Source organism: Brevundimonas sp. TWP2-3-4b1, assembly GCF_049897665.1.
Lineage (GTDB): Bacteria > Pseudomonadota > Alphaproteobacteria > Caulobacterales > Caulobacteraceae > Brevundimonas > Brevundimonas subvibrioides_B.
On record NZ_JAFCWQ010000004.1, the window covers coordinates 37,526 to 62,261 of the forward strand.

General features: G+C 66.9%; 30 protein-coding genes and 1 pseudogene. 15 read left to right on the top strand and 16 right to left on the bottom strand.

Going from position 1 to position 24,736, the window contains the following annotated elements; genetic code table 11:
- Positions 1-122: 122 nt before the first annotated feature.
- From ACP7A5_RS04670 to ACP7A5_RS04680, 3 genes are read right to left on the bottom strand one after another with little or no spacing between them, the layout of a single operon-like run.
- Positions 123-998 carry a GIN domain-containing protein gene (locus ACP7A5_RS04670; RefSeq protein ID WP_426040818.1) on the bottom strand — a complete coding sequence of 292 codons (876 nt, stop codon included), beginning with the start codon at positions 996-998 and terminating at the stop codon, positions 123-125.
- Complete coding sequence (locus ACP7A5_RS04675; RefSeq protein ID WP_426040819.1) at positions 995-1,585, bottom strand: DUF1700 domain-containing protein; 591 nt, start codon at positions 1,583-1,585, stop codon at positions 995-997. Before ACP7A5_RS04675 ends, ACP7A5_RS04670 begins: the two co-directional genes overlap by 4 nt.
- The gene (locus ACP7A5_RS04680) at positions 1,582-1,941 is read right to left on the bottom strand and encodes a PadR family transcriptional regulator (RefSeq protein WP_425991817.1); all 360 of its coding nucleotides are present in this window, start codon (positions 1,939-1,941) and stop codon (positions 1,582-1,584) included. The genes ACP7A5_RS04675 and ACP7A5_RS04680 overlap by 4 nt, the downstream gene beginning before the upstream one ends.
- 266 nt (positions 1,942-2,207) lie before the next feature.
- Here ACP7A5_RS04680 and coxB point away from each other — a divergent pair, with 266 nt between their 5' ends.
- The 11 genes from coxB to ACP7A5_RS04735 all read left to right on the top strand — a co-directional run bounded on the left by coxB (position 2,208) and on the right by ACP7A5_RS04735 (position 12,521).
- Positions 2,208-3,221, top strand: a complete 1,014-nt coding sequence (coxB, locus tag ACP7A5_RS04685; RefSeq protein ID WP_426040820.1) for a cytochrome c oxidase subunit II — start codon at positions 2,208-2,210, stop codon at positions 3,219-3,221.
- 19 nt (positions 3,222-3,240) lie between these two features.
- Positions 3,241-4,920 carry a cytochrome c oxidase subunit I gene (ctaD, locus tag ACP7A5_RS04690; protein WP_426040821.1) on the top strand — a complete coding sequence of 560 codons (1,680 nt, stop codon included), beginning with the start codon at positions 3,241-3,243 and terminating at the stop codon, positions 4,918-4,920.
- 64 nt (positions 4,921-4,984) lie between these two features.
- Positions 4,985-5,959, top strand: a complete 975-nt coding sequence (cyoE, locus tag ACP7A5_RS04695; RefSeq protein WP_426040822.1) for a heme o synthase — start codon at positions 4,985-4,987, stop codon at positions 5,957-5,959.
- A 4-nt stretch (positions 5,960-5,963) separates the two neighbouring features.
- The gene (locus ACP7A5_RS04700) at positions 5,964-6,170 is read left to right on the top strand and encodes a hypothetical protein (RefSeq protein ID WP_426040823.1); all 207 of its coding nucleotides are present in this window, start codon (positions 5,964-5,966) and stop codon (positions 6,168-6,170) included.
- Positions 6,170-6,748 (top strand): cytochrome c oxidase assembly protein, encoded by a 579-nt coding sequence (locus ACP7A5_RS04705; protein ID WP_426040824.1) that lies wholly within the window; start codon positions 6,170-6,172, stop codon positions 6,746-6,748. The genes ACP7A5_RS04700 and ACP7A5_RS04705 overlap by 1 nt, the downstream gene beginning before the upstream one ends.
- A 59-nt stretch (positions 6,749-6,807) precedes the next feature.
- The gene (locus ACP7A5_RS04710; protein WP_426040825.1) at positions 6,808-7,680 is read left to right on the top strand and encodes a cytochrome c oxidase subunit 3; all 873 of its coding nucleotides are present in this window, start codon (positions 6,808-6,810) and stop codon (positions 7,678-7,680) included.
- An 8-nt stretch (positions 7,681-7,688) separates the two neighbouring features.
- Complete coding sequence (locus ACP7A5_RS04715) at positions 7,689-8,084, top strand: DUF983 domain-containing protein (protein ID WP_426040826.1); 396 nt, start codon at positions 7,689-7,691, stop codon at positions 8,082-8,084.
- 241 nt (positions 8,085-8,325) lie between these two features.
- Positions 8,326-8,937 carry an SURF1 family protein gene (locus ACP7A5_RS04720; protein WP_426040827.1) on the top strand — a complete coding sequence of 204 codons (612 nt, stop codon included), beginning with the start codon at positions 8,326-8,328 and terminating at the stop codon, positions 8,935-8,937.
- Between the two features lie 50 nt (positions 8,938-8,987).
- Positions 8,988-10,199, top strand: a complete 1,212-nt coding sequence (locus tag ACP7A5_RS04725) for a M16 family metallopeptidase (RefSeq protein WP_426040828.1) — start codon at positions 8,988-8,990, stop codon at positions 10,197-10,199.
- Positions 10,200-10,249: 50 nt separating this feature from the next.
- The gene (locus tag ACP7A5_RS04730) at positions 10,250-10,837 is read left to right on the top strand and encodes a GNAT family N-acetyltransferase (RefSeq protein WP_426036151.1); all 588 of its coding nucleotides are present in this window, start codon (positions 10,250-10,252) and stop codon (positions 10,835-10,837) included.
- Positions 10,838-10,874: 37 nt separating this feature from the next.
- Positions 10,875-12,521: a putative bifunctional diguanylate cyclase/phosphodiesterase gene (locus ACP7A5_RS04735; RefSeq protein ID WP_426040829.1), complete on the top strand. Its 1,647-nt coding sequence runs from the start codon at positions 10,875-10,877 to the stop codon at positions 12,519-12,521.
- 3 nt (positions 12,522-12,524) lie between these two features.
- Here the strand turns inward: ACP7A5_RS04735 and ACP7A5_RS04740 are convergent, their stop codons facing one another.
- The 3 genes from ACP7A5_RS04740 to ACP7A5_RS04750 are packed head-to-tail and all read right to left on the bottom strand — an operon-like array spanning position 12,525 to position 13,636.
- Positions 12,525-12,752 carry a DUF2283 domain-containing protein gene (locus ACP7A5_RS04740; RefSeq protein WP_425993181.1) on the bottom strand — a complete coding sequence of 76 codons (228 nt, stop codon included), beginning with the start codon at positions 12,750-12,752 and terminating at the stop codon, positions 12,525-12,527.
- Positions 12,727-13,104 carry a DUF4258 domain-containing protein gene (locus ACP7A5_RS04745; RefSeq protein WP_426040830.1) on the bottom strand — a complete coding sequence of 126 codons (378 nt, stop codon included), beginning with the start codon at positions 13,102-13,104 and terminating at the stop codon, positions 12,727-12,729. The genes ACP7A5_RS04740 and ACP7A5_RS04745 overlap by 26 nt, the downstream gene beginning before the upstream one ends.
- Positions 13,067-13,636, bottom strand: coding sequence for a YqgE/AlgH family protein (locus ACP7A5_RS04750; protein WP_426036155.1), 570 nt, complete (start codon positions 13,634-13,636; stop codon positions 13,067-13,069). Before ACP7A5_RS04750 ends, ACP7A5_RS04745 begins: the two co-directional genes overlap by 38 nt.
- Before the next feature lie 135 nt (positions 13,637-13,771).
- Between ACP7A5_RS04750 and ACP7A5_RS04755 the strand changes: the two genes are divergently transcribed.
- Both ACP7A5_RS04755 and ACP7A5_RS04760 read left to right on the top strand, forming a co-directional pair.
- Positions 13,772-14,257: a peroxiredoxin gene (locus tag ACP7A5_RS04755; protein WP_426040831.1), complete on the top strand. Its 486-nt coding sequence runs from the start codon at positions 13,772-13,774 to the stop codon at positions 14,255-14,257.
- A gap of 13 nt (positions 14,258-14,270) precedes the next feature.
- Positions 14,271-14,732, top strand: coding sequence for a very short patch repair endonuclease (locus ACP7A5_RS04760; RefSeq protein ID WP_426040832.1), 462 nt, complete (start codon positions 14,271-14,273; stop codon positions 14,730-14,732).
- Here ACP7A5_RS04760 and ACP7A5_RS04765 read toward each other — a convergent pair.
- From ACP7A5_RS04765 to ACP7A5_RS04785, 5 genes are all read right to left on the bottom strand, one after another.
- Positions 14,675-16,633: an ATP-binding protein gene (locus ACP7A5_RS04765; RefSeq protein WP_426040833.1), complete on the bottom strand. Its 1,959-nt coding sequence runs from the start codon at positions 16,631-16,633 to the stop codon at positions 14,675-14,677. The genes ACP7A5_RS04760 and ACP7A5_RS04765 overlap by 58 nt on opposite strands.
- A 61-nt stretch (positions 16,634-16,694) precedes the next feature.
- Positions 16,695-17,741 (bottom strand): quinone-dependent dihydroorotate dehydrogenase, encoded by a 1,047-nt coding sequence (locus tag ACP7A5_RS04770; RefSeq protein WP_426040834.1) that lies wholly within the window; start codon positions 17,739-17,741, stop codon positions 16,695-16,697.
- Positions 17,742-18,176 carry a DUF952 domain-containing protein gene (locus tag ACP7A5_RS04775; RefSeq protein ID WP_426040835.1) on the bottom strand — a complete coding sequence of 145 codons (435 nt, stop codon included), beginning with the start codon at positions 18,174-18,176 and terminating at the stop codon, positions 17,742-17,744.
- Positions 18,176-18,688 carry a SixA phosphatase family protein gene (locus ACP7A5_RS04780; RefSeq protein WP_426040836.1) on the bottom strand — a complete coding sequence of 171 codons (513 nt, stop codon included), beginning with the start codon at positions 18,686-18,688 and terminating at the stop codon, positions 18,176-18,178. Before ACP7A5_RS04780 ends, ACP7A5_RS04775 begins: the two co-directional genes overlap by 1 nt.
- A 10-nt stretch (positions 18,689-18,698) precedes the next feature.
- The gene (locus ACP7A5_RS04785) at positions 18,699-19,478 is read right to left on the bottom strand and encodes a class I SAM-dependent methyltransferase (RefSeq protein ID WP_426040837.1); all 780 of its coding nucleotides are present in this window, start codon (positions 19,476-19,478) and stop codon (positions 18,699-18,701) included.
- Positions 19,479-19,524: 46 nt separating this feature from the next.
- Between ACP7A5_RS04785 and gloB the strand changes: the two genes are divergently transcribed.
- A complete protein-coding gene (gloB, locus tag ACP7A5_RS04790) occupies positions 19,525-20,253 on the top strand; it encodes a hydroxyacylglutathione hydrolase (RefSeq protein ID WP_426040838.1) in 729 nt (242 codons plus the stop codon).
- Here the strand turns inward: gloB and ACP7A5_RS04795 are convergent.
- The 4 genes and pseudogenes from ACP7A5_RS04795 to ACP7A5_RS04810 all read right to left on the bottom strand — a co-directional run.
- Positions 20,250-21,032: a DUF4908 domain-containing protein gene (locus ACP7A5_RS04795; protein ID WP_426040839.1), complete on the bottom strand. Its 783-nt coding sequence runs from the start codon at positions 21,030-21,032 to the stop codon at positions 20,250-20,252. The two genes, gloB and ACP7A5_RS04795, sit on opposite strands and share 4 nt — an antisense overlap.
- A gap of 50 nt (positions 21,033-21,082) precedes the next feature.
- On the bottom strand, positions 21,083-21,808 hold the full coding sequence (gene phbB, locus ACP7A5_RS04800; protein ID WP_426040840.1) for an acetoacetyl-CoA reductase: 726 nt from the start codon (positions 21,806-21,808) through the stop codon (positions 21,083-21,085).
- A 107-nt stretch (positions 21,809-21,915) separates the two neighbouring features.
- The gene (locus ACP7A5_RS04805; RefSeq protein WP_426040841.1) at positions 21,916-22,530 is read right to left on the bottom strand and encodes a malonic semialdehyde reductase; all 615 of its coding nucleotides are present in this window, start codon (positions 22,528-22,530) and stop codon (positions 21,916-21,918) included.
- A 111-nt stretch (positions 22,531-22,641) separates the two neighbouring features.
- Positions 22,642-23,058 (bottom strand): annotated as a pseudogene (locus ACP7A5_RS04810) (DUF72 domain-containing protein); the annotation flags it as partial.
- Between the two features lie 146 nt (positions 23,059-23,204).
- On the opposite strand from ACP7A5_RS04810, the gene ACP7A5_RS04815 reads away from it, so the two are divergent.
- Complete coding sequence (locus ACP7A5_RS04815; protein ID WP_426040842.1) at positions 23,205-23,579, top strand: hypothetical protein; 375 nt, start codon at positions 23,205-23,207, stop codon at positions 23,577-23,579.
- Positions 23,580-24,079: 500 nt separating this feature from the next.
- Here the strand turns inward: ACP7A5_RS04815 and ACP7A5_RS04820 are convergent, their stop codons facing one another.
- Entirely contained in the window at positions 24,080-24,469 is a 390-nt protein-coding gene (locus ACP7A5_RS04820) for a hypothetical protein (protein ID WP_426040843.1), read from the bottom strand.
- Positions 24,470-24,736 lie beyond the last annotated feature (267 nt).

The following is a 24,736-nucleotide window of genomic DNA, read 5'->3' on the forward strand; positions in this document are numbered from 1 at the left end:
GCCATCAACCACGAAGTGGTGGAGGGGGCCGGCTTCAGACACCGGGACTGTGGCGGGCCCCCTCCGTCACTACGCTGCGCTGCGCGCCACCTCCCCCCGACGGGGGAGGATTTCGTTCGCGATCAGCGGGCGGGAACCGTGGTGCTGGTGCTGACCGAGACGCCGGGGCCTTGGGCGATCTGACGTGTGGTCGTGACGGTGGTCTCTTCCGAAACGCTGGCGTAGTCGACCTCGCCGGAGCCCGAGACCTGCTGGTTGACCGTCGCGGGCCGGGTGTTCAGTTGCACGTCGCCGGAACCGGCGATGGAGATGTCGGCCCGGCCGGTCGGGGCGACGACGGCGTCCCCCGATCCTGCAATGGCGACATTGGCGTCGATGGCTGCGAGCGACCCGAGATCGGCGTCGCCGGAGCCGGAGATGTCGACTTCCAGAGCGCGGGTGCGGCCCGTCGCCGTGACCTCTCCCGAACCGGAGATGTCGATCGCCAGGGTGTCCTGGTCATAGTCGCTCAGCATCAGATTGGCCGAACCCTCCAGGTTGAAGCTGTTGATGGCGGGCGCCGTGACGACGATCTTCACCTCTTCGGAATGGACCCAGATGCCCCGGCCGTGTTCATTCCGGCCGAAGACGACCGTCTCGTGGTTGGGGCCGTCTGTGTCCGCCCAGGTCAGGCGTCCATCGACCAGTCGCACCTTCTCTACCAGTTGGGCCGGGCCCGTGACGGTGACGCCCGGGGTAGCGCCCTGGACATATTCGACGTCGGCGGACAGATCGACGGTCAGGGTCTGTCCGCCGGTCCATTCCAGGGTCCGGGTCACATCCGGACCGCGCGTGCCGTCGTCGCGCTCGAAGGAGACGGTGTCCCCATCCTTGTCGTGGAAGGTCCACTCCCAGCCGTGGCGGGCCATGTCGCGGCCCCCGAGTGCAAAGGCGCCGCCGAGGGAAGCCGTGGCCAGGACGAGACCGGCGGCGGCGATGATGAGAAGGGTCCGGATCATGCGGGGTCTCCCGTGACAACGTTGGCTTGGGGCGTAAGCGCAGGCTTGAGCAGGCGGTAGTGCAGGCGGGCGAACCAGACGATGCCGTTGACCAGCCAGATGGTGAGGATGGCCAGCAAGGCCCCGGCCGAGGCGGCCCCGGCCATCAGGCCGAGACCCGCCAGCAGTGCTGCGGCGACGCCACCCGGGAACCCGGCGAACGGCCCCGCAACCATGATGGCGCCACCTGAAACGAACAGCGCGATCACAGCGATGAACATGCCGAACAGGGTGCCGATCACGCCCATCAGGATGGGCAGCAGGATCAGGATGTCGATGGCGCCCAGGCCGAGCACCGCGAAGACGGCGGCGGCGGCGGCGGAGGGGTTCTTCTCCTGATGCCAGCGCTGGGCGCCGGCCTCGGCACGGAGTTCACGAGCGAGGCGAGCCGGATCACCGAGCGCGGTCGCCACCTCGGACTCCGAGCGGCCGGCGGCTATGCCGTCGTCGAAATGCGTCTCGTAGTCCGCGACGATCTCGGCGGCCACGGACATCGGCAGGCCGACGAGGCCCTGCCTCAGGCGACTGAGAAATTCGGTTCGTGTCATGCTGCTTCTCCCGGAGCAGGAGCCACGGGTGCTTCGTCGTTGGCGACGATCGCATCCACGGCGCGAGTGAAATGGGTCCATTCGGCGGACTGGGCGACCAGCGCGTCGCGCCCGGCCGGGCTGAGCCGATAGTATTTGCGCGACGGCCCCGACGATGATTCGACCAGATAGGTCTCCACCAGCCCGTCGGTCTGCATGCGGCGCATGAGCGGGTAGATGGTGCCTTCGCCCATGTCGATCGCATCCGACAGGCGGCTGGCGATCTCGTAGGCATAGCTGTCGGCGCGGGCCAGGAGGGCCAGGACACACAGTCCGAGCACTCCCTTCTTCAACTGGATCTCTATGGTTTCGGGCATGTCCGAACACCTCCTTTGATTTCCACAGGCTATCGCAAGGTATCTTGCGGCGCAAGGTAGCTGTTTAAACATGACAGCGATTTAAGAATCCCGCGCCGCGGCGCCGCCGCGACGAAATCGCGCCTGCGACGCCCAATCGCTTGGCAACCGCGAACCGGGGCGATATGGACCGGCCCTTAAACGCCGCGTCTCCAGAGAGCCCGGCCAAGTATATGCGAGTGGATCGCAAATACTTGATGCAGATGACTTTGATGAGGATTTCTCGCATGGGACTGGGCACTCGAGCCCTGAGCACGGCCGGTGGCATTCTGGCCTCCGCATCGCTCGCCGTCTTCTTCGCCACCCCGACGTGGGCGCAGGACCTGATGGGCCAGCCGACGCCGGGCGGCATCGGCCTGCAGCCGGCTGCGTCGCCGCTGAAGCATCAGGCGCATATCTTCCACGATGCCATCCTGATGCCGATCATCACCGCGATCTGCTTGCTGGTGCTGGGCCTGATCATCTGGATCGCCATCCGCTATAACGAGAAGGCCAATCCGGTTCCGGCGAAGTGGAGCCACAACACCCTGATCGAGATCATCTGGACGGTCCTGCCCGTCATGATCCTGGTCGGCATCTCGCTGTTCTCGTTCCGCCTGTTGTTCGCCTATCACGACATGCCGACGCCGGACCTGACGGTGAAAGCCACGGGCAACCAGTGGAACTGGGCCTATGAGTACCCGGACCAGGGCATCGCCGAATACATCTCGGCCATGCTTCCGGAAGACGAGGCCCGCGCCCGGAACGTTCCGTACCGCCTGGCCGCCAGCGAGCCGATCGTGGTGCCGGTCGGCAAGACCGTCCGCGTGCTGGTGACAGCCGCCGACGTGATCCACGCCTTCGCCCTGCCGGCCTTCGGCCTGAAGACCGACGCCGTCCCCGGCCGGGTCAACGAGACCTGGTTCCGCGCCGAGCGTACGGGCGTCTTCTACGGTCAGTGCTCGGAACTTTGCGGCGTCGACCATGCCTTCATGCCGATTCAGATCAATGTCGTGACGGAGGCCGAGTTCGCGGCCTGGGTCGCCTCCAAGGGCGGCTCGATGACCCCGGCCACGCCCGCTGAAGCGCCGGGTGGCACCGCCGCCCAGGTCGCGGTCGGCACGACCGAAGCGACCGCTCCGGCAGCTCCCGTCGCCGGCGCGATCCCGACCGCCCAGACTGCAACCACGCCGACGGCTCCCGCCGCCGGAACCGCTCCTGCTGCGACGGCCCCCGCCGCCGCGGCCCCGGCCGCCCAGTAACCGCGAGCCAGAGACCGAAATGGCCACCGACATCACCGCTGACACGCATTCCAATCCGGGCCACGATGCCCATGCGGAGCATGACCACAAGCCGGGCTTCTTCACCCGCTGGTTCCTGTCCACCAACCACAAGGACATCGGGACCCTCTACCTGCTGTTCGCCATCATGGCGGGCCTGGTCGGCGGTTTCCTGTCCGGCCTGATTCGCCTGGAACTGGCCGCACCCGGAATCCAGTATTTCGTCGAAGGCGGCCTGATCCAGCAGCTGGGCATCGTTGAAGCCTCCAAGCATGGCTACAACGTCACCGTCACGGCCCACGCCCTGATCATGATCTTCTTCATGGTCATGCCGGCCATGATTGGCGGCTTCGGCAACTGGTTCGTTCCGATCATGATCGGCGCGCCGGACATGGCCTTCCCGCGCATGAACAACATCTCCTTCTGGCTGCTGGTCGCGGCCTGGGTGCTGCTGTGCCTGTCGATGTTCGTCGACGGCGGCCCGGGCAAGGGCTTCGGCGGCGGCTGGACCATCTATCCGCCGCTCTCGACCGTCGGCCACACCGGCCCGGCCATGGATCTGGCGATCTTCTCGCTGCACGTCGCGGGGGCCTCGTCGATCCTCGGCGCGATCAACTTCATCACCACCATCTTCAACATGCGGGCGCCGGGCATGACCCTTCACCGGATGCCCCTGTTCGCCTGGTCGGTGCTGGTCACCGCCTTCCTGCTGCTGCTGTCGCTGCCCGTTCTGGCAGGCGCCATCACCATGCTGCTGACGGACCGGAACTTCGGCACCCACTTCTTCGATCCGGCCGGCGGCGGGGATCCGGTGATGTTCCAGCACCTGTTCTGGTTCTTCGGTCACCCCGAGGTCTACATTCTGATCCTGCCAGGCTTCGGCATCATCTCGCACATCGTCTCGACCTTCTCGAAGAAGCCCGTGTTCGGCTACCTCGCCATGGCCTACGCCATGGTCGCCATCGGCTTCGTCGGTTTCATCGTGTGGGCGCACCACATGTACACGGTCGGCATGAGCGTGAACCTGCGCGCCTATTTCATCGCCGCGACCATGATCATCGCCGTGCCCACGGGCGTGAAGATCTTCAGCTGGATCGCAACTATGTGGGGCGGTTCGGTCAGCTTCAAGACCCCCATGCTGTGGGCCATCGGCTTCATTTTCCTGTTCACGGTCGGCGGCGTGACCGGCGTGGTCCTGTCCAATGCGGGCATCGATTACAGCCTGCACGACACCTATTATGTGGTGGCCCACTTCCACTATGTGCTGTCGCTGGGCGCCGTGTTCGCGATCTTTGCCGGCTTCTACTACTGGTTCGAGAAGATGTTCGGCGTGAAATACAACGAATATCTGGGTGCGACGCACTTCTGGATCATGTTCATCGGCGTGAACATCGTCTTCTTCCCGCAGCACTTCCTGGGTCTGCAGGGCATGCCGCGCCGCTACGTCGACTATCCGGAAGCCTTTACCCTCTGGAACCAGGTCTCCTCGGTCGGCTATGCGATCACGGTTGTCGGCGTGCTGGTCTTCCTGATCATGCTGGTCGAGGCCGCCGTTCGTCGTCGTCCGGGTGTCGCCAACCCCTGGGGTGAAGGCGCCACGACCCTGGAGTGGACCCTGTCCTCGCCGCCGCCGCATCACCAGTTCAACGAACTGCCGGTGGTGAAGGGCGACAGCCACTAACCCCTCCCGTCCGTGTTAGGATGAGGGCCGCCTTCCGACCCCGGGAGGCGGCCCCTCTCATTTGATGACTCAAACCCCAGCCCCCCTCCAGGTCCACGTCCCGTCGACAACCCAGCCGGAAGACTTCTTCCAGCTGCTGAAGCCGCGCGTGATGTCGCTGGTGGTGTTCACCGCCGCGACCGGCCTGGTCGTCGCGCCGGGTTCAATCAACCCGCTGGTCGCCGCCATCGCCATCCTGTGCATCGCCGTCGGTGCGGGCGCGGCGGGCGCGCTGAACATGGCGATCGAGGGCGAGACCGACGCCTTGATGCGTCGCACGCGAGGCCGTCCTGTCGCCGCGGGGAGACTGAAGCGCAACGACGCCATCGCCTTCGGCATCGTCCTCTCGGTCTTTTCGGTCATGCTGCTGGGCATGAACACCAACTGGTTTGCGGCCGGTCTGCTGGCCATGACCATCGTCTATTACGCCGTCTTCTACACGATGATGTTGAAGCGCCGGACGCCGCAGAACATCGTCATCGGCGGAGCGGCGGGCGCCTTCCCGCCCGTGATCGGCTGGGCCGCCGCGACCGGATCGGCGCCGTGGCAGGCCTGGCTGCTGTTCCTGATCATCTTCCTGTGGACCCCGCCGCACAGCTGGGCCCTGGCCCTGTATTCGGCCGGCGACTACGCCAAGGCCGGCATCCCGATGATGCCGGTGGCCAAGGGGGCGAAATCGACCCGGCTGCAGATCCTGCTCTACAGCCTGATCTTCGTGCCGGTCGCGATCGCCCCGGGCGTCGTCGGCATGGGGGGGGGCATCTATCTGACCGTCTCGACCGTCGGCGGCCTGGCCTTCCTGGCCCTGGCCGCACGGCTGTGGCGGTCCCGGGCCGGGGACGCGCCCGACAAGGCAGAGGCCGTGGGGCGAGAGGCCGCATTGTATGATGTCCGCGCCGAGGCCAAACCGGCGCGGAACCTGTTCGCCTTCTCGATCCTGTATCTGATGGCGCTGTTCGCGGCCCTTCTGGTCGAGAGCTTCGTCGTTCCCGGAACCTGAGCCCATGCCCGTTTATCTGACGCCTGAACAACTCGCGGCCCGCAACAAGCGCAGTCTGTGGATCGCTGTGGGGCTGGTCGCCTTCATCGTGCTGATCTTCACCACGACCTTCATGCGGATGCAGGCGAACATGACGGCCCGTACGGCCCAGGACCGCGCATTGGCGTCCGCGCCTGCGCAGCCTGCGTCGATGGCGGAAGCCTCCAACTGATGGCCGCGCCCCGATCCGCGAAACTGATCGCCCTGCTGTGCGCCGGGGTGGTCGTGACGATGACCGGCGCCGCCTTCGCGGCGGTGCCGCTGTACCGCATGTTCTGCCAGGTCACCGGCTTCAACGGCACGACGATGAAGGCGGACAAGGCTCCGACCGAGACGCTGGACCGGGAAGTCACCATCCGCTTCGACACCAATGTCCGTGGCCTGCCGATGGTGTTCAAGGCCGAACAGGTTACTCAGCGGGTGAAGATCGGCGAGACCGGCATCGCGTATTTCGACGTCACCAACACCTCGGACAAGCCGATCCTGGCCCGCGCCAGCTACAACGTCGTGCCCGAGCAGACGGGAGCCTATTTCCAGAAGCTGGAATGCTTCTGCTTCGACGATCAGACGATCGCGGCGGGCGAGACCCGCCAGTTCCCGATGCAGTATTTCATCGCGCCCGAGATGGTCGATGACCGCGAGGTCGCGGGCGTCAACGAGATCACCCTGAGCTACACCTTCTATCCCGTGCAGGACGATCAGGGGACTCCTAATCAGAACGCCTCCCGCGGGGGCACTGGCGCGGGCTGAACGCCGACGCTATAGCCCGTTCGAACTTCTCCTCTCTCGCCGATTCAGAGACACGACGCATGGCCCACGCCGCTCCACACCACGACTATCACCTGGTCGATCCCAGCCCCTATCCGCTGGTCGCCTCGATCGCGACGACCGTGATGATGGTCGGCGCTGTGACCTGGATGAAGGGCCTCTTCGGCCTGCCGGAAGGCACGTCGTGGCTGTTCTTCGCCGGTCTGGCCGGCGTGCTCTACTCGGCCTTCGGCTGGTGGTCGGACGTGATCAAGGAAAGCCGCCGCGGCGATCACACACCGGTCGTCTCGATCGGCCTGCGCTACGGCATGGTGCTGTTCATCGCGTCGGAGATCATGTTCTTCGCCGCCTTCTTCTGGATGTTCTTCGAGATGGCGGTCTTCAACGAAGCCCGCGCCCACATCCCGGAAATCTCCAACTGGGCCGATACCGCCGCCGCCTGGTCGACCTGGCCGCCCAAGGGCGTCGAGGTTCTGGATCCGTGGCAGCTGCCGCTGTTGAACACTGTCATCCTGCTGCTGTCCGGCACGACCGTCACCTGGGCGCACCACGCCCTTCAGGTCGGCGACCGCAAGGGCGCCCAGATGGGGCTGATCATCACCGTGGTCCTGGGCGCGCTGTTCACCGCCGTTCAGGTCTATGAATACCAGCACATCCTCCACGAGAACCTGTTCTTCAACGCGGAAGCCGCCAACTCGGGCCTGTACGGTTCGATCTTCTTCATGGCGACGGGTTTCCACGGCTTCCACGTCCTGCTCGGCACCATCTTCCTGGCCGTCTGCCTGCTGCGCCTGCTGGCCGGCCAGATGACGCCTCAGAAGCATTTCGGCTTCGAGGCCGCCGCCTGGTACTGGCATTTCGTCGACGTGGTCTGGCTGTTCCTGTTCGCCTTCGTCTATGTGACGTTCGGCTAGGGACGGCGTTGGACAGCGGTCCACTCCAGCCTGACACTCCTGCGCCGGCGCGGATCGACCCGATCCGCGCCGGTTTGCTTTGCCGCTGCCCGAACTGTGGCAAGGGGCCGTTATTTTCGGGCTTCCTGAAGGTGGTCGAGCGCTGCGCCGTCTGCGGCTTCGACTTCACCCGGCTGGACACCGGCGACGGGGCTGCCATCTTCGTCATGCAGATCGCCGGTGGTCTGGTGGTGTTCGGGGCGCTGTTCGTCCAGATCGCCTATGACCCGCCGATCTGGGCCATGCTGGTCGTCGCCCTGCCTCTGGTCGTGGGGCTGTCGCTGGGACTGATGCGGCCGGGCAAGGGGGTGATGATCGCCCTGCAGATGCGCCACCGGGCGGGACAGACGCGCAACAATGACTGAGCAAGATCCACAATCCTCCCCCATCGGGGGAGGGGGCCAACCCCGGACGCCGAACGTGGAGCGGCCGCCCTCCGTCCCTCCGCTTCGCTCCGGGCCGCCCTCCGTCCCTCCGCTTCGCTCCGGGCCGCCTCCCCCGACGGCGGAGGATCTGGTCCGTGCGCGGTTCCCCATCCTGCTGACCGCGTTCATCGCTGCGTGCGTGCTTGTCCTGTGCGGGCTCGGGACCTGGCAGGTGCAGCGGATGCACTGGAAGGAACAGCTGATGGCCCAGGCCGAGGCGGCGGCCCGACTGCCGCCCGCGCCATTGCCCGAGGTTCTGACCGCTGCCGATCCGGAGTTCCGCAAGGCTCTGGTCGTTTGTCGCGGACTGCCGACCGCAGCCTATGTCGAGTTGCAGTCGATCCATGACGGCCAGCCCGGCAGCCGGCTGATCTCGGCCTGCGTGCCTGAGGGGATGACCCAGACCTTCCTCGTCGATCGGGGCTTCGTGGCCGACAGCGTCCCGGCGCGGCCACGTGTGCTGGCCTCGACCTTGCCTCTGGCCATGGCGGTGGAGCTGCGCCGTTCGCCTCCGCCCGGAGCCATGACGCCGGCGCCGTCGCAGGGGCGGTTCTACGGCCGCGACAACCTCGCCATCGCCACCCAGCTCAGCGCCGCCGCGCCGTCCGAGTTCACCCTGTTCGCCCTGACCTCGCCCAATCCGGAGATCGCGGCGCTGATCGCCTCGGCCCCCCCGGCGGCCTTCTCGAACAACCATCTGGGATACGCCCTGACCTGGTACGGGCTGGCGCTGGCCCTCGTGGGTTTCTATGTGGCCGTGCTCGTCCGACGCTACCGAAAGCCCATCCCCTGACCGCTTCTATTCATACCTTGTCCAACGGCGTCCGCGTCGGTTGCGATCCCATGCCCGGCCTGCGCACCCTGGCCCTGACCGTGGCGGTCAAGGGCGGGGCCCGGTGGGAGAGCGAGAGCCGCTCCGGTTGGTCGCACCTGCTCGAACACCTCGTATTCAAGGGCGCCGGCGACATGGGCGCGCGCGACATCGTCGAACGGATCGAAGCCGAGGGCGGGTCGATCAACGCCGCCACCGGCTATGAGCGGACCAGTTTCGAGATCCGGGCCCTGGACGGATCGCTGGGCCTCGCCATGCAGGTGGTGTCGGATCTGGTTTTCCGCCCCACGCTCGACGCCGCCGAGATCGAGCGTGAGAAGGACGTCGTGGCCCAGGAGATCGCCGAGGCCTTTGACACGCCCGACGACCATGTCTTCGAAATGGCCCAGACCAAGGCCTTCTCAGGCCAGCCGCTGGGCCGCCCGATTCTCGGCTCGATCGCCAGCCTGAAGCCGGTCGATCGCACGACCATCAGCGACTGGCGCGCGCGGCTCTATTCGCCCGACCGGATGGTGGTGGCGGTGTCCGGGGCGGTGGACGAGGTCGAGCTGCTGGCCCTGGCCGAGCGCTGGTTCGCCGACGCTGTGGCCCAGCCCGCCGATGCGCCGGAGCCCGCGACCTTCGTCGGCGGCACGGCGGCCCTGTCGCGCAAGATTGAACAGGCCAATCTGGTGTTCCAGCTTCCTTCGCTGGCGACGGGCGATCCGGGCATTCCGGCGCTGCGGCTGTTCACGGAGATCCTCGGCGGGGGGATGGCGTCCCGCCTGTTCCAGAGCGCGCGCGAGGAGCGGGGACTGGCGTACGCCATCGACGCCTATCAGGAGCCCTATGAGGACGGCGGGGTGCTGGGGATCTATGCTGGCGCGGCGGCGCACCGGGCGGTGGAACTGGCGCAGGTCTGCGCCGACGAGATCCGCGACCTGACGCTGAAGGGGCCGACCGACGCCGAACTGTCGCGCGCCAAGGCGGTTCTGAAGGGCGGGCTATGGATGTCGGACGAGAGCCCGGCCAGCCGCGCGGGGCGCAACGCCGCCCAGACCCTGATGTTCGGCGCGCCGGTGCCGTCGGACGACACGGCCGCCCGGATGGAGGCGGCGACGGTCGCGGACTTGAAGGCCGTCGGCGAGCGGATACTCGCCTCGGGCAAGGCCTCGACGGCGGTGCTGGGGCCCAAGGCGGCGGCGTCGGCGGGCAAGGCGTTCTCGGAGCGGGTGGCGACCTGACTTCCGTCTCCCTCTGGGAGACGGGGGATTGATGCGCTATCTCTTCGTCTATGGCCCTGCTGGACTGGATGACGGATGCGACCGGTCCCGTGGTCGAGGGCGCGGGCGTGCTGCTGCGGCCGCCGCGCACGGGCGATTATTCGGCCTGGGCCGACCTCCGGGAGCATTCGCGGGACTACCTGCAACCGTGGGAGCCGTCCTGGCCCGACGACGACCTGACCCGGGCCGCCTATCGGCGCAGACTGGGCGTCTATGCGCGCGAGATGGAGTTGGGCCACGCCTGGCCGTTCTTCGTCTTCGATCTGTCCGGGCGGACCCTGATGGGGGCCATCACCCTGTCGAACGTGCGCCGCGGCGTCGCAGAGACCGGCACCCTCGGCTATTGGGTCGGGGAACCGTTCGCCGGGCTTGGCGTGGCGACCGCCGCCGTGCGGGCCATGACAGGGTTCGCGTTCCGCTCGGTGCGCCTGCATCGGCTGGAGGCGTCCTGCCTGCCGGCCAACATGGCGTCGCGCCGGGTTCTGGAAAAAGCCGGGTTCCTGAAGGAGGGCGAGGCGCGGGCTTATCTTAAAATTAACGGCGCATGGGCAGATCATATCCTGTTCGGCCTCGTAGCGGACGACGTCGCTGTGTCCTGAAGGAACGCCTGCACCCGTGACCCCGCGACCCCGTACCATGACCTGGGACGCGACCACGGCCATCGAGGCGCTGGCCGCCGCTGATTCCGCCCTGTGGATCTGGACCCCGAGCGAAGATCAGATCCGTTTCACCGGCGCGACCCGTTCGCTGGGACTGGGCCCTTTGGCGCCGGAATGTTCGGGCGCCGCCTTCATCGCCCTCGCCCTGCCCCAGGACCGGTCACTGGCCGAACGGGTGCTGAAACCCGCCGCCGAAGGGACCGAAGTCGCCTTGCGTCTGCGTATGCGTGGAGCCGAGACCTGTCTGTGGCGTGGCGTCTGGCTTGAGGATGGCCTTCGCGCCGCCGGCATGGTGGCGCTGGAAACCAAGATCGCAGGCGCTGACAAGGATGTGCTGACCGGCCTGCTGGACCGCCGCAGCTTCCTCAACCGCGCGGCCGAGACCCTGACCGCGCCCGGCGAATACGACATGGTCGTCGCCGATATCGACCGCCTGCGCCGCCTCAACGAGGCCCTGGGCCACGAGCGCACCGACATGGTGATCTCCGCGCTCGGATCGCGCATGGCCGCCGCCTTCTCGTTCGACGCCAATCCGGCACGGATCGGCGAGGACGAATTCGCCGTACTGGTGCCGCGCGGGGTCGGCAACGCCGCCGATCGGCTCAGGGATGCGCTGGAACAGCCGCTCCGGGTCGCGGGCTTCGACATCTATCCGACCGTCTCGATCGGTTCGGTGACCTTCGAGGGCGGGCCGGACGCGCCGGACGCCGCCGAGCTTTTGCGCCGGGTCGAACTGGCTGTCGGCGCCGCCAAGAAGGCGGGACGCGGCGGGGCCGCCGCCTATGGACGGGCGATGGAGAGCGACAGCCTCAGCCGCCTGGCGCTTGAGGCCGACCTGCGCAACGCCTTCGTGCGCGGCGAGATCGAACCCTTCTTCCAGCCGATCGTGAACCTGAACACCGGCGCGGTGGCCGGGTTCGAGGCCCTGGCCCGATGGCGTCACCCCAAGCGCGGTCTGGTGCCGCCGGACGAGTTCCTGGGCCTGACCGACGAGATGGGCCTGATGAACGATCTGGGCCTGATGATGATGACCCAGTCGGCGCGCCAGCTGGCGGAGTGGCTGAAGCGCCACCCCTCGGCCGGCAAGCTGTTCTGCAGCGTCAACCTGTCGGTCGGCGAGATCGAGCGGCCGAACCTGGTCAAGGATGTCGCGCGCGTGATCCAGGAAACCGGCCTGCCCTGGGGCGCGCTGAAGCTGGAGGTCACCGAGGGCGACATCATGCGGGACACGGCCTCGGCCGCGATCATCCTGCAGAAGCTCAAGGATGTGGGCGCGTCGCTCGCGCTCGACGACTTCGGCACGGGCTTCTCGTCGCTGTCCTATCTGGCGCGGTTGCCGTTCGATACGCTGAAGATCGACCGCTATTTCGTGCTGACAATGGATAAGGACGAGGGCTCGGCGAAGATCGTCAAGTCGGTCGTCAACCTGGGTCGCGACCTGAACCTGGAGGTCGTGGCCGAGGGGGTGGAGAACGCCGGGCTGGCGGCCCTGCTGCTCGACGCCAACTGCCACTACGGCCAGGGCTTCGGCTATGCGCCCGCCCTGCCGGCGCAGGAGGCCGAGGTCTATCTCAATGAAAGCCTTTCCGACGGCGTCGCGCCGCTGAAGGCGCGTTCGGGGTGAACTTTACTCCGCCGCGTGGGCGTGTGCATCGACGCCCGGCAGTGGCCAGTTTTTCCAGCTTCCGGGGGCGAGCGTCTTCGATACGCTGAGCAATTCGATGCCCACCAGCCTGCCTTGAGCATCGAAATCAGCGACGATGCCCGGTGCGAGCTCATCGGTGTCAGCGATCGGCCCTTCGCCCACTACGATGTAGGCGGCGTCGGCATCAGGATCGTACGTGTTGGCGCGCATGTCGCTTTGCTGCTCTTCGGTCCGGGCAGACCGTAATAACATGAAAGTGGTCTTCCGTCTCTCGGACCACCACGCGCAGGTAGCGGCCGCCAAATTCCGGGACGGCTGCGAGCCTCCATCCCAGGGTGGGATCATTGGGATCGGCCTCGATCCATTCGGGCTTTCCGATCGCGCGCTCTACCCACGATTTGCGCAGCATTCGCTCTTTCATCTGGTCAACTGCATGCTGGGAGTAGGTTACGGTCTTCATGGACCGATGCTTACGCCGCCAATCCAATCGAGCAAGGCGCTCGCCTTGGGGCGTTTGCGGAAATCTAGGCCCTGCCGCTCTGCCCCGACAGCATCGCCGCATCGACGCCGAGGCCGGCCAGCGCGCGCGCCCACTTCGTGTCGAAATCCGTATCGAACAGCAGGTCGAGGTCGGCGTCGGCCGTCAGCCAGACGTTCTCGCCCAGTTCCTCCTCCAGTTGGCCGTCGCCCCATCCGGCATAGCCGAGCAACAGGGTCGAACGGCGCGGGCCGGTGAGGGGGTCGGTCATGGCCGCGAGCGCCTCGCGCGTGCCGGTCAGGGCAAGGCCCGCGCCGAACGGTGTGGAGGTGTCGTCGATCATCCAGTCGTCGGTGTGGAGCACGAAGCCGCGCTCGCGCTCGACCGGGCCGCCGACCATGACGGGGCGACCCCTCGACGCGTCGGGGGCGTTGACCGACAGTTTGGTCAGGACGGCCTTCAGGTCGACGCCGGGGGCCGGCCGATCGACGCGCACGCCCATCGCATGGTCGGGCCCGTGGGCGCAGACCAGGATCACCGCATGCTCGAAACGGGGGTCGCCGATGCCGGGCATGGCCACCAGCAGCCGGCCCGCGAGGGATTGGAAGTCGTCCATGACTGAATGATCGGTGCGCCGGGGGCGTTACGCAAGGCGAGAGCGGTCACGATCACGCTTGGCGAGGGCTACGGGTGCGCCTATCTGACCGAAGTCGGCGCACGCGCCTCTTTTACAGACCTCCCGGAGCCTCCCATGACGATCCAGATCGGCGACCGCATCCCCTCGGCCACCCTGTCGCAAGGCACTCCGGAAGGCCCCAGGCCGGTCCAGACCGACGAGTTCTTCAAGGGCAGGACCGTCGCCCTCTTCGCCGTTCCCGGCGCCTTCACCCCGACCTGCTCGGCGCGTCACCTGCCCGGTTATGTCGACAACAAGTCGGCGCTCGCAGACAAGGGCGTGGACGTGATCGCCTGCCTGTCCGTCAACGACGCCTTCGTGATGAACGCCTGGGCCGAGAGCCAGAGCCTGACCCCGGATGACGTGGTCATGCTGGCCGACGGCAGCGGCGACTTCACTCGCACGCTCGGCCTGGTGCTGGACGCACGAGGTTTCGGCATGGGCGAGCGCTCGCAGCGCTATTCGATGCTGGTCAAGGACGGCGTCGTCACCCAGTTGAACATCGAACAGGGCGGCGAGTTCAAGGTGTCGTCGGCGGAACACCTGCTGGCGCAGCTTTAAAGGCTGGCGGCGCATGACGGACGTCTTCTCTCCGGAGAAGCGCAGCGCCGTCATGCGTCGGGTCAAGGGGCGCGACACCGCGCCAGAGATCGCGGTGCGGCGCATGCTGCGCGCGGCGGGGGTCGGCTATCGGCTGGGCGGCTCAGGCCTGCCCGGCAAGCCGGATATTGTGATGCAGGGGCGGCGGACGGTGGTCTTTGTCCACGGCTGTTTCTGGCATGGCCACGACTGCGCGAGGGGCTCGCGAAAGCCCAGGGCCAATGCCGGTTACTGGACCGCCAAACTGGCGAGGAATGTCGCCAGGGATCGTCAAGTCGCCGCCAAATTGATTAACGACGGCTGGCGTGTCGTCACGGTCTGGGAATGTGGGCTGAAGGCGCCGGACGCCGCGTCGAAACTGCTCGCCGAGGTGACCGGTCAGGCGGCGACGGTCTCGGCCTCGCTGGCTTCAGGCTCTTCGCCCGCCAGGACGTGACTGAGGGCGCCCAGCAGGGCGGTCGGGGTCAGGGGCTTGGACACGAAATAGGTCATGCCGGCGGCCATGCAGGCGGAGATGTCGTCGGGCGAGGTGTCGGCCGTGACAGCGATCACGGGGGTCGCGGCGTTCAACCCGCCGCCGGCGCGGAGCCTGCGGGTGGTTTCGCGGCCGTCCAGCTCTGGCATCCGAACATCCATGAAGATGACGTCGAACTCGGCGGTCTCACACTGGGCCAGGGCCAGAAGGCCGTCGGCGGCGGTCGCGATATCGCAGCCCAGCGGAGTGAGGATCAGCTCCACCGCGCGGCGGTTGATGTCGTGGTCATCGACGACCAGCACGCGCAGGGGCCGGTCCGCCTCCTGCTCGGGGTCGTTGCCGATCTCGTTGCCGATCTCGGGGCCGCTCTCGACCGGCAGCGTCTCGGCCTCGGGCTCTATGGACGCAGGAGCGGTCTCAAAGACCGGCGTGGAGGGCGTGGGCGCGGGCGTAGCCGCACGGGGCGTCCGTGGGGTTAGGCTGCGGACGATGTCGCCCCGGCTCTCCTGGTTGAAGCCCCTCGGTGCGACGACGATGGCGTCGCCGCGTGGCAGAAGAAGCGACAGGGTGAAGGCGGCGCCCTCTCCCGGACAGCTGCGGGCGGTCAGGCGGCCACCCATCAGTTCGGCCAGGTCTCGGCTGATGCTGAGGCCCAGGCCCGTGCCGCCGTGGCGGGCGCTGACCCCCTCCGCAGTCTGGTCGAACGGGGTGAACAGCCGGGTCAGCTGCTGATGCGTCATGCCTGGGCCGGTGTCGGCCACCTCGATCAGGATCGCATAGTGCGCAGGCTCTTCCAGCCAGGCCGAAAGGCGCAGGGTGACCGAGCCCTCGGCCGTGAACTTCATCGCGTTTGAGACGAGGTTGTTCAGCACCTGACGCAGGCGCATGGGGTCGCCCTTGACCGAGTGCGGGATGCTGGACGCGCCCTCGACGCGCAGGTTCAGCCCCTTGGCGCGGGCCTCGCCCTGCCAGAACATCAGGGTCTGGGCGATCAGGCCGCGAAGGCTGAAGTCGACGGTCTCGACCGTCATCCGGCCGGCGTCGAGCTTGGAGTGATCCAGAAGATCGTCGAGCAGCGCCTTCATCATGATCCCGGCGTCGGTGATCAGCGCGGCCTGGGCGCGGGCGGCGCCGTCGGTCGCGCCGCGCTCCAGCTCGGCCGCGCCGGTCAGAATGGCGCTGATGGGGGTGCGCAGGTCATGGCCCACGGTGGCCAGGAAGATGGAGCGACCGGCCATGATGCGCTCGGCGTCGGCCCGGCGTTGATCTGCTTCAAGGCGCGCGGCGATCTCGGCGTCGGCGGCCTGGTTCATGCGCTGCCAGGTCGACAGACAGTAGACGCCGAAGACCACAAAGGCGACGGCGGCGGCGGTGACGAACGACGACGACGCGCCGTACCAGGCCATCCAGAACGGGGTGGCGGTCATGTAGAGGAAGTGCGGCGCGATGGTGACCGCCAGCACCATTTTCGAGCGGGGCGAATTGATCACGCCATAGATGGCGCCCGAGGCGACCAGAACGGCGGCGCAGACTCCGCCCATCGGACCGCCGGTCAACCAGAGCGGAATCGACAGACTGCCGAAGGCGGCGGCGTTCAGGAACAGCATGGCCACGCCGGCGGCGGACCGGACCGGTCCCATTCGCTCGACCTTGCCGCTGTTGATGGGGTCGAAGATCATCAGGTCCAGCAGTTGGACCATGAAGTAGGTTCCGACCCAGATGCTCGAGAAGGTCCAGCCGAACAGGGGGCTGAAGACCATGGCGGTGGCGGCGCCCATGCCCAGGCGCTGCAGCAGGGCCTTGCGGCGGCGGCGGACCGCCGGGGCCCACGTCGGCGACGTGATCGTACTGGCCTCCGACATTCTGCCCCCGCTAAAACGCGCGGTCTTCGCCACGCATCAGGAGACTATGCCCGGCTTGCCCCTAACGCTCCGTCAACGGAGGCGCCGAAACCGCCTCGGCGACGCTGGAAAAACCTTCGGCGCGCAAACGGGCGGCGAGATCGCGTTTGATCCGGACGACCAGATCGGGGCCGTCGTAGATCAGGGCGGAATAGATCTGGATGGCCGACGCGCCCGCGCGGAGCCGCTCCCAGGCGTCCTGGCCCGATGCGATGCCGCCGACGCCGATCAGGGGCAGGCGGCCTTCGGCGGCCTCGGCGGCGTTCCGAAGCGCGGCCAGGGCCTTGCCGCGCAGGGGCGCGCCGCTGAGGCCGCCGGTTTCGGCCCGGTCGTGCGAGGTCAGGCTGTCGGGACGGTCGAGCGTGGTGTTCGACACGATCAGGGCGTCGATCCGGTGGACCAGGGCCGCCTCGACGATCATGGCGATCTCGGCGAAGGTCAGGTCCGGCGCGATCTTCAGGAAGACGGGCGCGGCGGTTGTCCGGGCTTCGGCGATGCGGCCCAGCAGGTCGTCCAGCGCCTCCCGACCCTGCAGCGCGCGCAGGCCGGGCGTGTTGGGCGAGGAGATGTTGATGGTGAAATAGTCGCTGAGGCCGGCGAGGCGTCTGAGGCCGGTGACATAGTCGGCCGCGCGATCGTCGGTGTCCTTGTTGGCGCCCAGATTGGCGCCGATCACAGCACCCGAGGGGCGGGCGGACAAATGGCCCGCGAAGGCCTCAAGCCCGGTGTTGTTGAAGCCCATCCGGTTGATGATGGCCCGGTCCTGCGACAGGCGGAACAGGCGGGGTTTCGGATTTCCGGCCTGGGGCAGGGGGGTGACCGAGCCACATTCGACGAAGCCGAAGCCGAGGCGGGCGAGGCCGCGCAGGGCTTCGCCGTTCTTGTCGAACCCGGCGGCGAGGCCGATCGGGTTGGACAGGTTCAGGCCCGCGATCCGGGTCGCCAGGATCGGGTCGTCGGCACGCGGCGCGGGCAGGGGGATGGTCTTCAGAGCCTGGATGGCGAGCCCGTGCGCCGTCTCGGGGTCAAGCCGACGCAGGATCGCGGCGCCGAAGTCGGGGACGGGCATCTATTCCTCCCCCGTGGGGGGAGGTGGCGCGGCGCTTCTTTGCGCCGTGACGGAGGGGGTCCGATCTGGATTCGGTGTCTGGGGTTGGCCCCCTCCACCGCTTCGCGGTCCCCCTCCCCCGATGGGGGAGGAATAGGCCACAGCCTCGGTGACCGCCGTCACCGGCAGGAGGCCGTAGATATGCGGGAACAAGGCGCCGCCGCGCGAGGCCTCCCAGACGATCGTGTCGTCGAGCGTCGTCAGGTCGACGGTCAGGAGCACAAGGTTTTCGCGCCCGGCGTAGTGTTTGCGCGCGGTCTCATCCAGCTGATCGGCGGTCGACAGGTGGATGTAGCCGTCCGCCAGATCGACGGCGGACCCGGCATAGACGCCCTCGGCCACAACCTCGCGCCATTCGGCGGCGTCGATGATCTTGTAGGCGACGGTCTCGGTCATCAGTCCTCGGCCCCGCCGCCGAAGGCCTTGGGTGTGAGGAAGCCGTCGTAGGCGCAGCGACCGGCGACATCGACCTCGAAGATGGCCGCCGCGCCCGTTGGGAACCCACCCGCCATCCGGTCGAGCACCGACGGGGAGGCGGCGCTCTCGGTCAGATACTCCATGGCCAGCAACTGGACGCCGGGATTGTGAGCCATGACGAGCAAACAACCCGCCTTGTCCTCCGCATCCTCGACGAAGCGACGGATGATGTCGGTGGTGGCGTCGTAGAGGCGGGGCTCGATGCGGACCTCGACGTCCCCGAGCGAGTCGTGCATCGCCTCCCAGGTCTGTCGCGTCCGGGTGGCCGAGGACACCAGGGCGAGGTCGGGCCGCAGGCCCTTGTCGGCCAGAATGCGGCCCATCAGGGCGGCGTCGTCCAGCCCGCGCGGCGTCAGGGCGCGATCACGGTCGAGGCCGCTTTCGGCGGCCCGCTCGGTCTTGGCGTGGCGCATCAGGATCAGGCGGTGCATGGGCCCGCGCTTAAAGAGGTTCGGCGTCTGTATCCAGTCTTCGAGACAGAGGATTGCGCGTGATCGGGCCGCGCGTGACGGGCTGGGGCTGTAGCCCGGGCGCCTCGGCGCGCACGCGCAGGGTCGCGCCCGAGGGACGGATGCGGGCGTAGGCCTGACGGGTCGCCTCAAGCAGAATCACCCCGGCGGCGCCCGGCGCGATACGGCGACCGATCTGTTCGAATCCGTCGGCGAGGCCCAGCAGCGGGGTCCATGGCGGAACATAGAGGGTCTGGGACCAGGCGGTCGGCTCCAGGCCGGCGGCGCGGACCAGTCGTTCCAGCTGGCCCCGGGTAAAGGGGCGGCCGTGACCGAAGGGGGTGCTTTCGGCCCGGGCCCACATGCCGCCCCGCGCGGCGGCGGCCAGAATAATGCGTCCGGCCGGGGCCAGGGCGCGCACGGCTTCGGTCAGCAGCTGGGCGGGATCGTCCGCCTCCTCCAGCGCATGGACCAGAAGCACGCGGTCGAACGATCCGGCCGGGAAGGGCAGCCGCCTGTCGTCGACCAGAAGGGTGCGGTTGCGCCCGGCGGCGGGCCAGACCTCGACGCCCTGGCCCGAAGGCATGGCGGCGATGACACGGCGGGCGCCGACGAAGGCGTCCAGCCAGGGCGTGGCGTAGCCGATGCCGAGCACGTCGCAGCCCGGCGCCTCGCCCCAGGCATCCTCCAGCCGCTCCGCCAGCAGCCGACGCACCAGCGCACCGGTCGGCTCGCCGTAGAAGGATCGCAGGTCTTCGATGGCGCGGCGCATGGTCCTGACTATATGGCGATGAGGCTTACCGAACCAAGGACGACCCATGCCCCTGACCGTTCACCTGTTTCCGGCGCGGACCGACAACTACGCCTTCCTGGCGCGGGACGAGGCGACGGGGACGGTCGCGGCCATCGACACGCCGGACGCACAGGTGATCCTGGACGGGATCGCCGGCCTCGGCTGGGGCAGGCTGGACCGGATCATCAATACCCACTGGCACCCTGACCACACCGAGGGCAATGCGCGGCTCCAGGCCGAGACCGGTTGCGACATCTGGGGGCCGGAGGAGGTGCGAAAGGTCGCGCCGCTGGACCGGGTGGTCGAGGAGGGCGACATGGTCATGATCGGCGCCACGCCCCTGCATGTAACCGCGACGCCGGGTCATACGCTGGGCCATGTGGTTTTCCGTTCAGCGGCGGACGCCATCGCCTTCACCGGCGACACCCTGTTCCCGCTGGGCTGCGGGCGGCTGTTCGAAGGCACGCCGGAGCAGATGTGGGACAGCCTCAGCCGCCTGTTGGCCTGGCCCGACGAGACGGTGCTGTACGGGGCGCACGAATATACGGCGGCCAACGCCCGTTTCACCCTCAGCATTGATGATCGGCTGGAGGTGAAGGCGCATGCGGAGGCGATCTTCGCGGCGCGCGAACGGGGCGAGCCGACGGTGCCGACGAGCATGAAGATCGAGCGGGCCTTCAATCCGTTCCTGACCGCCGGCAACGCGGAAGAGTTCGCCCGGCGTCGCGCAGCGAAGGATTCGTTCGCCGGCTAGTCCCGCGTTGCGACGGCCTGGATGATGCTGGAGGACGACGGCCGTCCGGCCTGTCCCTGTCGTGGATCGACGACGACCCGCAGATCGCCGCGCGAGAAGGTCACGGAGCTGCGGGAGCCCTCCACCAGAGTGATGCTGCGCAGGCCGTTGACCCGGTCGCGGAAGGTCGGGGTGCGGGCCATGCGGATGACCGCCTCGGTGGTCACGATCAGGGCGTCGACCATCAGGGCCTCCGACTGTTCGCCCGTCAGGTTGACGACGATCAGCCGGCCCAGGGCCTGGCTGACCAGACTTCCGCGCTGGTTCATCAGGGTGAACAGCCGGATCGGGCCCAGCGTCGGCAGTTCAAGCGGCGGGGCCACCCCGATGCGCGAGGCCGGAGAGCCGTTCGGCGTGCGGGTCGTGTAAAGGGTCAGGCCGCCGTCCGGCGTGACACGCAGGATCTGGGCCCCGCCGTCGTTGCGATAGATGACGTCGCCGCGCGGCGCGGGCGTCGAGCGCAACACCCAGGTCTCTTCCCGTCGCTCGAACCGGAACAGCGGACGCGTGCCCCGGCCGTCGAAGATGAACCGCTCACCGACGTCGGAAGCATAGAGGCCGTTGGCCGGGAGGCCGCGCTGGCTGTCATTCTGGAAGGTCTGATTCTGCTCGGCCTGGGCGTTGCCGCGCACCTGGGCCTCGGCGGCCGAAGCGACCATGATCGCCAGAACGACGACGGCGAACGCCATCGTCGCCGGGACCGGCGATCGCGCCGTCTCGTGCTTGACCCTTGAACTCATGGCCGAAAGCGTTGCGCGGGAGCCGCGGCGGATTTTGGGCGACGAAAAGGTCAGCCGACCAAGTATTGACCACCGTTCAGCGACAGCGTGCAGCCTGTGACATATCCGGCACGCTCGCCCGACAGCCAGGATACCATGTCGGCGATCTCCTCGCCCTTGCCCAGACGGCCCACGGGGATCTGGGCGATGATGCCGGCCAGGACCTTCTCGTCCATGGCTCCGACCATTTCCGTGTCGATATAGCCGGGCGCGATACAGTTGACGGTGACGCCCTTGCGCGCGTTTTCCAGGGCCAGGGCCTTGGTGAAGCCGATCATCCCGGCCTTGGCGGCGGAATAGTTGGTCTGGCCGATCTGGCCCTTCTGGCCGTTGATCGAGGAGATGTTGACGATGCGGCCGAAGCCGCGGTCGCGCATGCCGTTTATCACCTGGCGCGTCATGTTGAACACGCTGTCCATGTTGACGCGGATGACCTCGGACCACTGGTCGGCGCTCATCTTGTGGAAGAAGCCGTCGCGGGTGATGCCGGCATTGTTGATCAGGACATCAATGGGACCCAGGTTCGCCTCGACGTCGGCGACGGCGCGGGCGCAGTCCTCGTAGGAGCCGACATTGCCCTTCACGACCATGACGCCCAGCTCGCGCGCCGTGGCCTCGGCCGCCTCCGCATTACCGGAATAGCCGGCGGCGACGGACATGCCGTCTTCCTTCAGGCGCTGAACAATCGCCTTGCCGATACCGCGGGTTCCACCCGTGACGAGAGCCACTCGAGCCATGTGCGTTCCTGTTTCCCTGACGGTCCGGTCTGGCGCCGAACCTTTGTCAGGGAAATCACTAGCCTGTGGAGGGTTGCGCGGAAAGCCGTGGTTGCGCGCCTGATCCGTCAGACGATCTTCGCAGCCTCGTCGAAGGTCAGCCGGGGGCTGCGCGGGAAGAGATTGTCGTCGTTGCCGTAGCCGAGGTTGATAATGAAATTCGGCTCGATGTCGCCGTCGGGGAAGAACTCGGCCTTCACGCTCGCCGGGTCGAAGCCGGACATGGGACCGACATCGAGACCCAGGGCGCGGGCGGCGAGCAGGAAATAGCCGCCCTGCAGCGAGGAGTTGCGGAAGGCGCTTTCACGACGTCCGGTCTCTTCGCCGAACCAGTCGCGGGCGCCCGGCGCATGCGGAAACAGGTGCGGCAGGTGATCGTGGAAATTCATGTCGTAGCCGAGGATGACCGTGACCGGCGCCTGGGCCGTCTTGGCCTGGTTGCCCTCGCTCATCAGCGGCACGAGGCGCGCCCTGGCCTCGGGCGACGTGACGAAGACAAGGCGGGCCGGGGTGTTGTTCACCGCCGTCGGGCCGAATTTGGTCAGGTCATACAGGCGGTGCAACAGCTCGGTCGGCACGGGACGGTCGGTCCAGCCGTTGCGCGTGCGGGCCTCGGTGAAGACCTGGGCCAGGGCCGCGTCGGTGAGCGGGACGTCTCGGGCGGGGAGAGAGTCGAAAGCCATTGGAAAATCCCTGAAAATCTACAACTGCATCAGCAGCGGTTTTATATAAAGGGATAGGATCGCGCTGGTTCAAGCAAATTCGCATCAACTGCGGTTACAATTAGTCCGCGGCTAGGTGAGCCGGGCGATCAGGGCCTGCGCCGCGGCCGGGTTCCGCACCTTCGCCCCCGAGATGAAATAGGCGAACACCTCGCCGCGTTCGGCCCAGGCCCTCGTCTGCTGCGCCACCGCGTCCAGCTCGCCCGAGGTCATGCCGATCGGCCCGTCCTCGCGGCTGGACATCAGACGCGCGTAGGTGAAGTCGGCGGTCGGCTCGTCGATCTGGGGCCAGGTCGGTGCCTCGTCGTCGACGGCATAGACGATGGCGGCGCCGTATTTCGCGGCGAGATCGTAGAACTGCTGTGTCGCGAAGGTCGGGTTGCGGACCTCGAGCGCGTGCCTCAGGCGGACCCCGTCCTTCTCCATCGGCAGCAGCTTCAGGAAGCCCTCGAAGTCCTCGGTATCGAACTTCTTGGTCCCCATGAACTCCATCGCGCTTAGCTGGCGACGATCAGTTCAACGGCGAAACGTCAACCGAAAAAACGGCGGCTCCGTCGAATGTCTGCTATTCGGGAAAGAGCCAACTTCCGCTTCCGACCCATTGCGGACATGCCGCCGGTCGGTGATGGTTCGGGATGGCCGAGACACCTCAACAGGTTCCAGACTTCTTCCTCCACGATGTCCGGTATGACGTTGGGTCGCTCGTCGTCACGTTGGCCGTTGAAGGTGTTCCCCACTTCGAGGTGCAGTTCGATCCGCCTAGGGCCTTTCGCTCCTACGCGGAGAGCGACTTCTGGGCTTATCTGCAAGCCTTCGAAGGCCAACCGCTGATCACGACTCAGGACGGCGGAACCGGCGTCTTCATGAGCGAGAACGCACCATACGTCGTCGAATATCGAAAACATATGCGTGCGTCTCAGCCCGAACCCACGTTCTCTTGCCTGATAGCGACCGCCCAAGAATGTGTTGAGGTGGTCTGCTTCGAGAGGCCCACGATCAGGTTCCTCTAGGTCCGCTTCCCACCCCGAACTGACCTGCACGATGTCCGCTTTCGGCGTGTCCGTCGAATGTCCGCAAACGGGCGTCAGGCTAAAGGCTGAACCCGACCCAAAGCGGACCTCAGCCCGGGTTGGGCAGCTTAGAAATGAACTGGTCTGAAAAGGGTGCTCCGTGTGCGTGGGGCTCATACCAGATGTCGGTCTTGCCCTCGAAGAACCGGGAAACCTCGTAGCGGTCGTCGAAGACTTCGATTTAGAGGTTCTTCGCTTCCTCGGTCTCCCACTCGACGAGAAAGGTAGGCCAATACCCGGCGAGATGGACGGAGCGGGTCGCTTGGATTTCTGCATGTGTGCAAGCAGGTCGTCGAGATTGCGAACAACCGATGCCGCATATTCATCCGGACGAACCGCTACAACCTCAGCAACAGCCCGCTGCACCATTGCCCAATCGTCAATGCCCTTGCTCATGGCAGCACCTTCGCGTGGCTAAGCGGACTTTGCAAAGCATCCGCTTAGGCCGGAACGGCGCGGTGGCGGACCGCAGCCCTGAGGAGTCTTCCGCCTAAGAGGAGGAGGGCCATCACCACAAACTGATAGGCACCAGCCCACGCGAGAGTAGCCCATGAGCTTGTTGGAGCGGCGAAGTTGGCGCGAAAGACACCAACCCAGAGTATTGCCGAAACTGCCAAGCCCGCGCCGGTCGCCAAGATCAGCGGAAGCGCAGATGTCAGCGGGCGCGCGGAGCGAAACGCGACCACATAGAACGCGGTCGAGCAGGCAGCCGCCAAACCCCAAAGGGGCAGCGGCTGATAAAGCAGTCCAACGAAGAGGACGGTGAGTGTCACCAGCAAGGTCACGAGCAGCCCCCCAAACGCCAGCAGTCTCATCGGAACCTGTTTCATGAGACGTCATCCTACGGGAGCCAATGTCCGCTTCCCACCCAGAGCGGACCTGCACGACGTCCGCTTGCGGCGCGTCCATCGAATGTCTGCAATCGGGCGTCAGGCTAATGGCCGAACCCGACCCATAGCGGACCTATGGCTTCCGCAAGCTGCCTGACGTTGCAATCCACACTCCGATCGACGCCAAAAAGCACGTCGTCGCATATCCGGCATACCAAGGGGCGAGGAGCCACCGAAAGACGCCAATGTCAGTCAGGTATTTCCAAT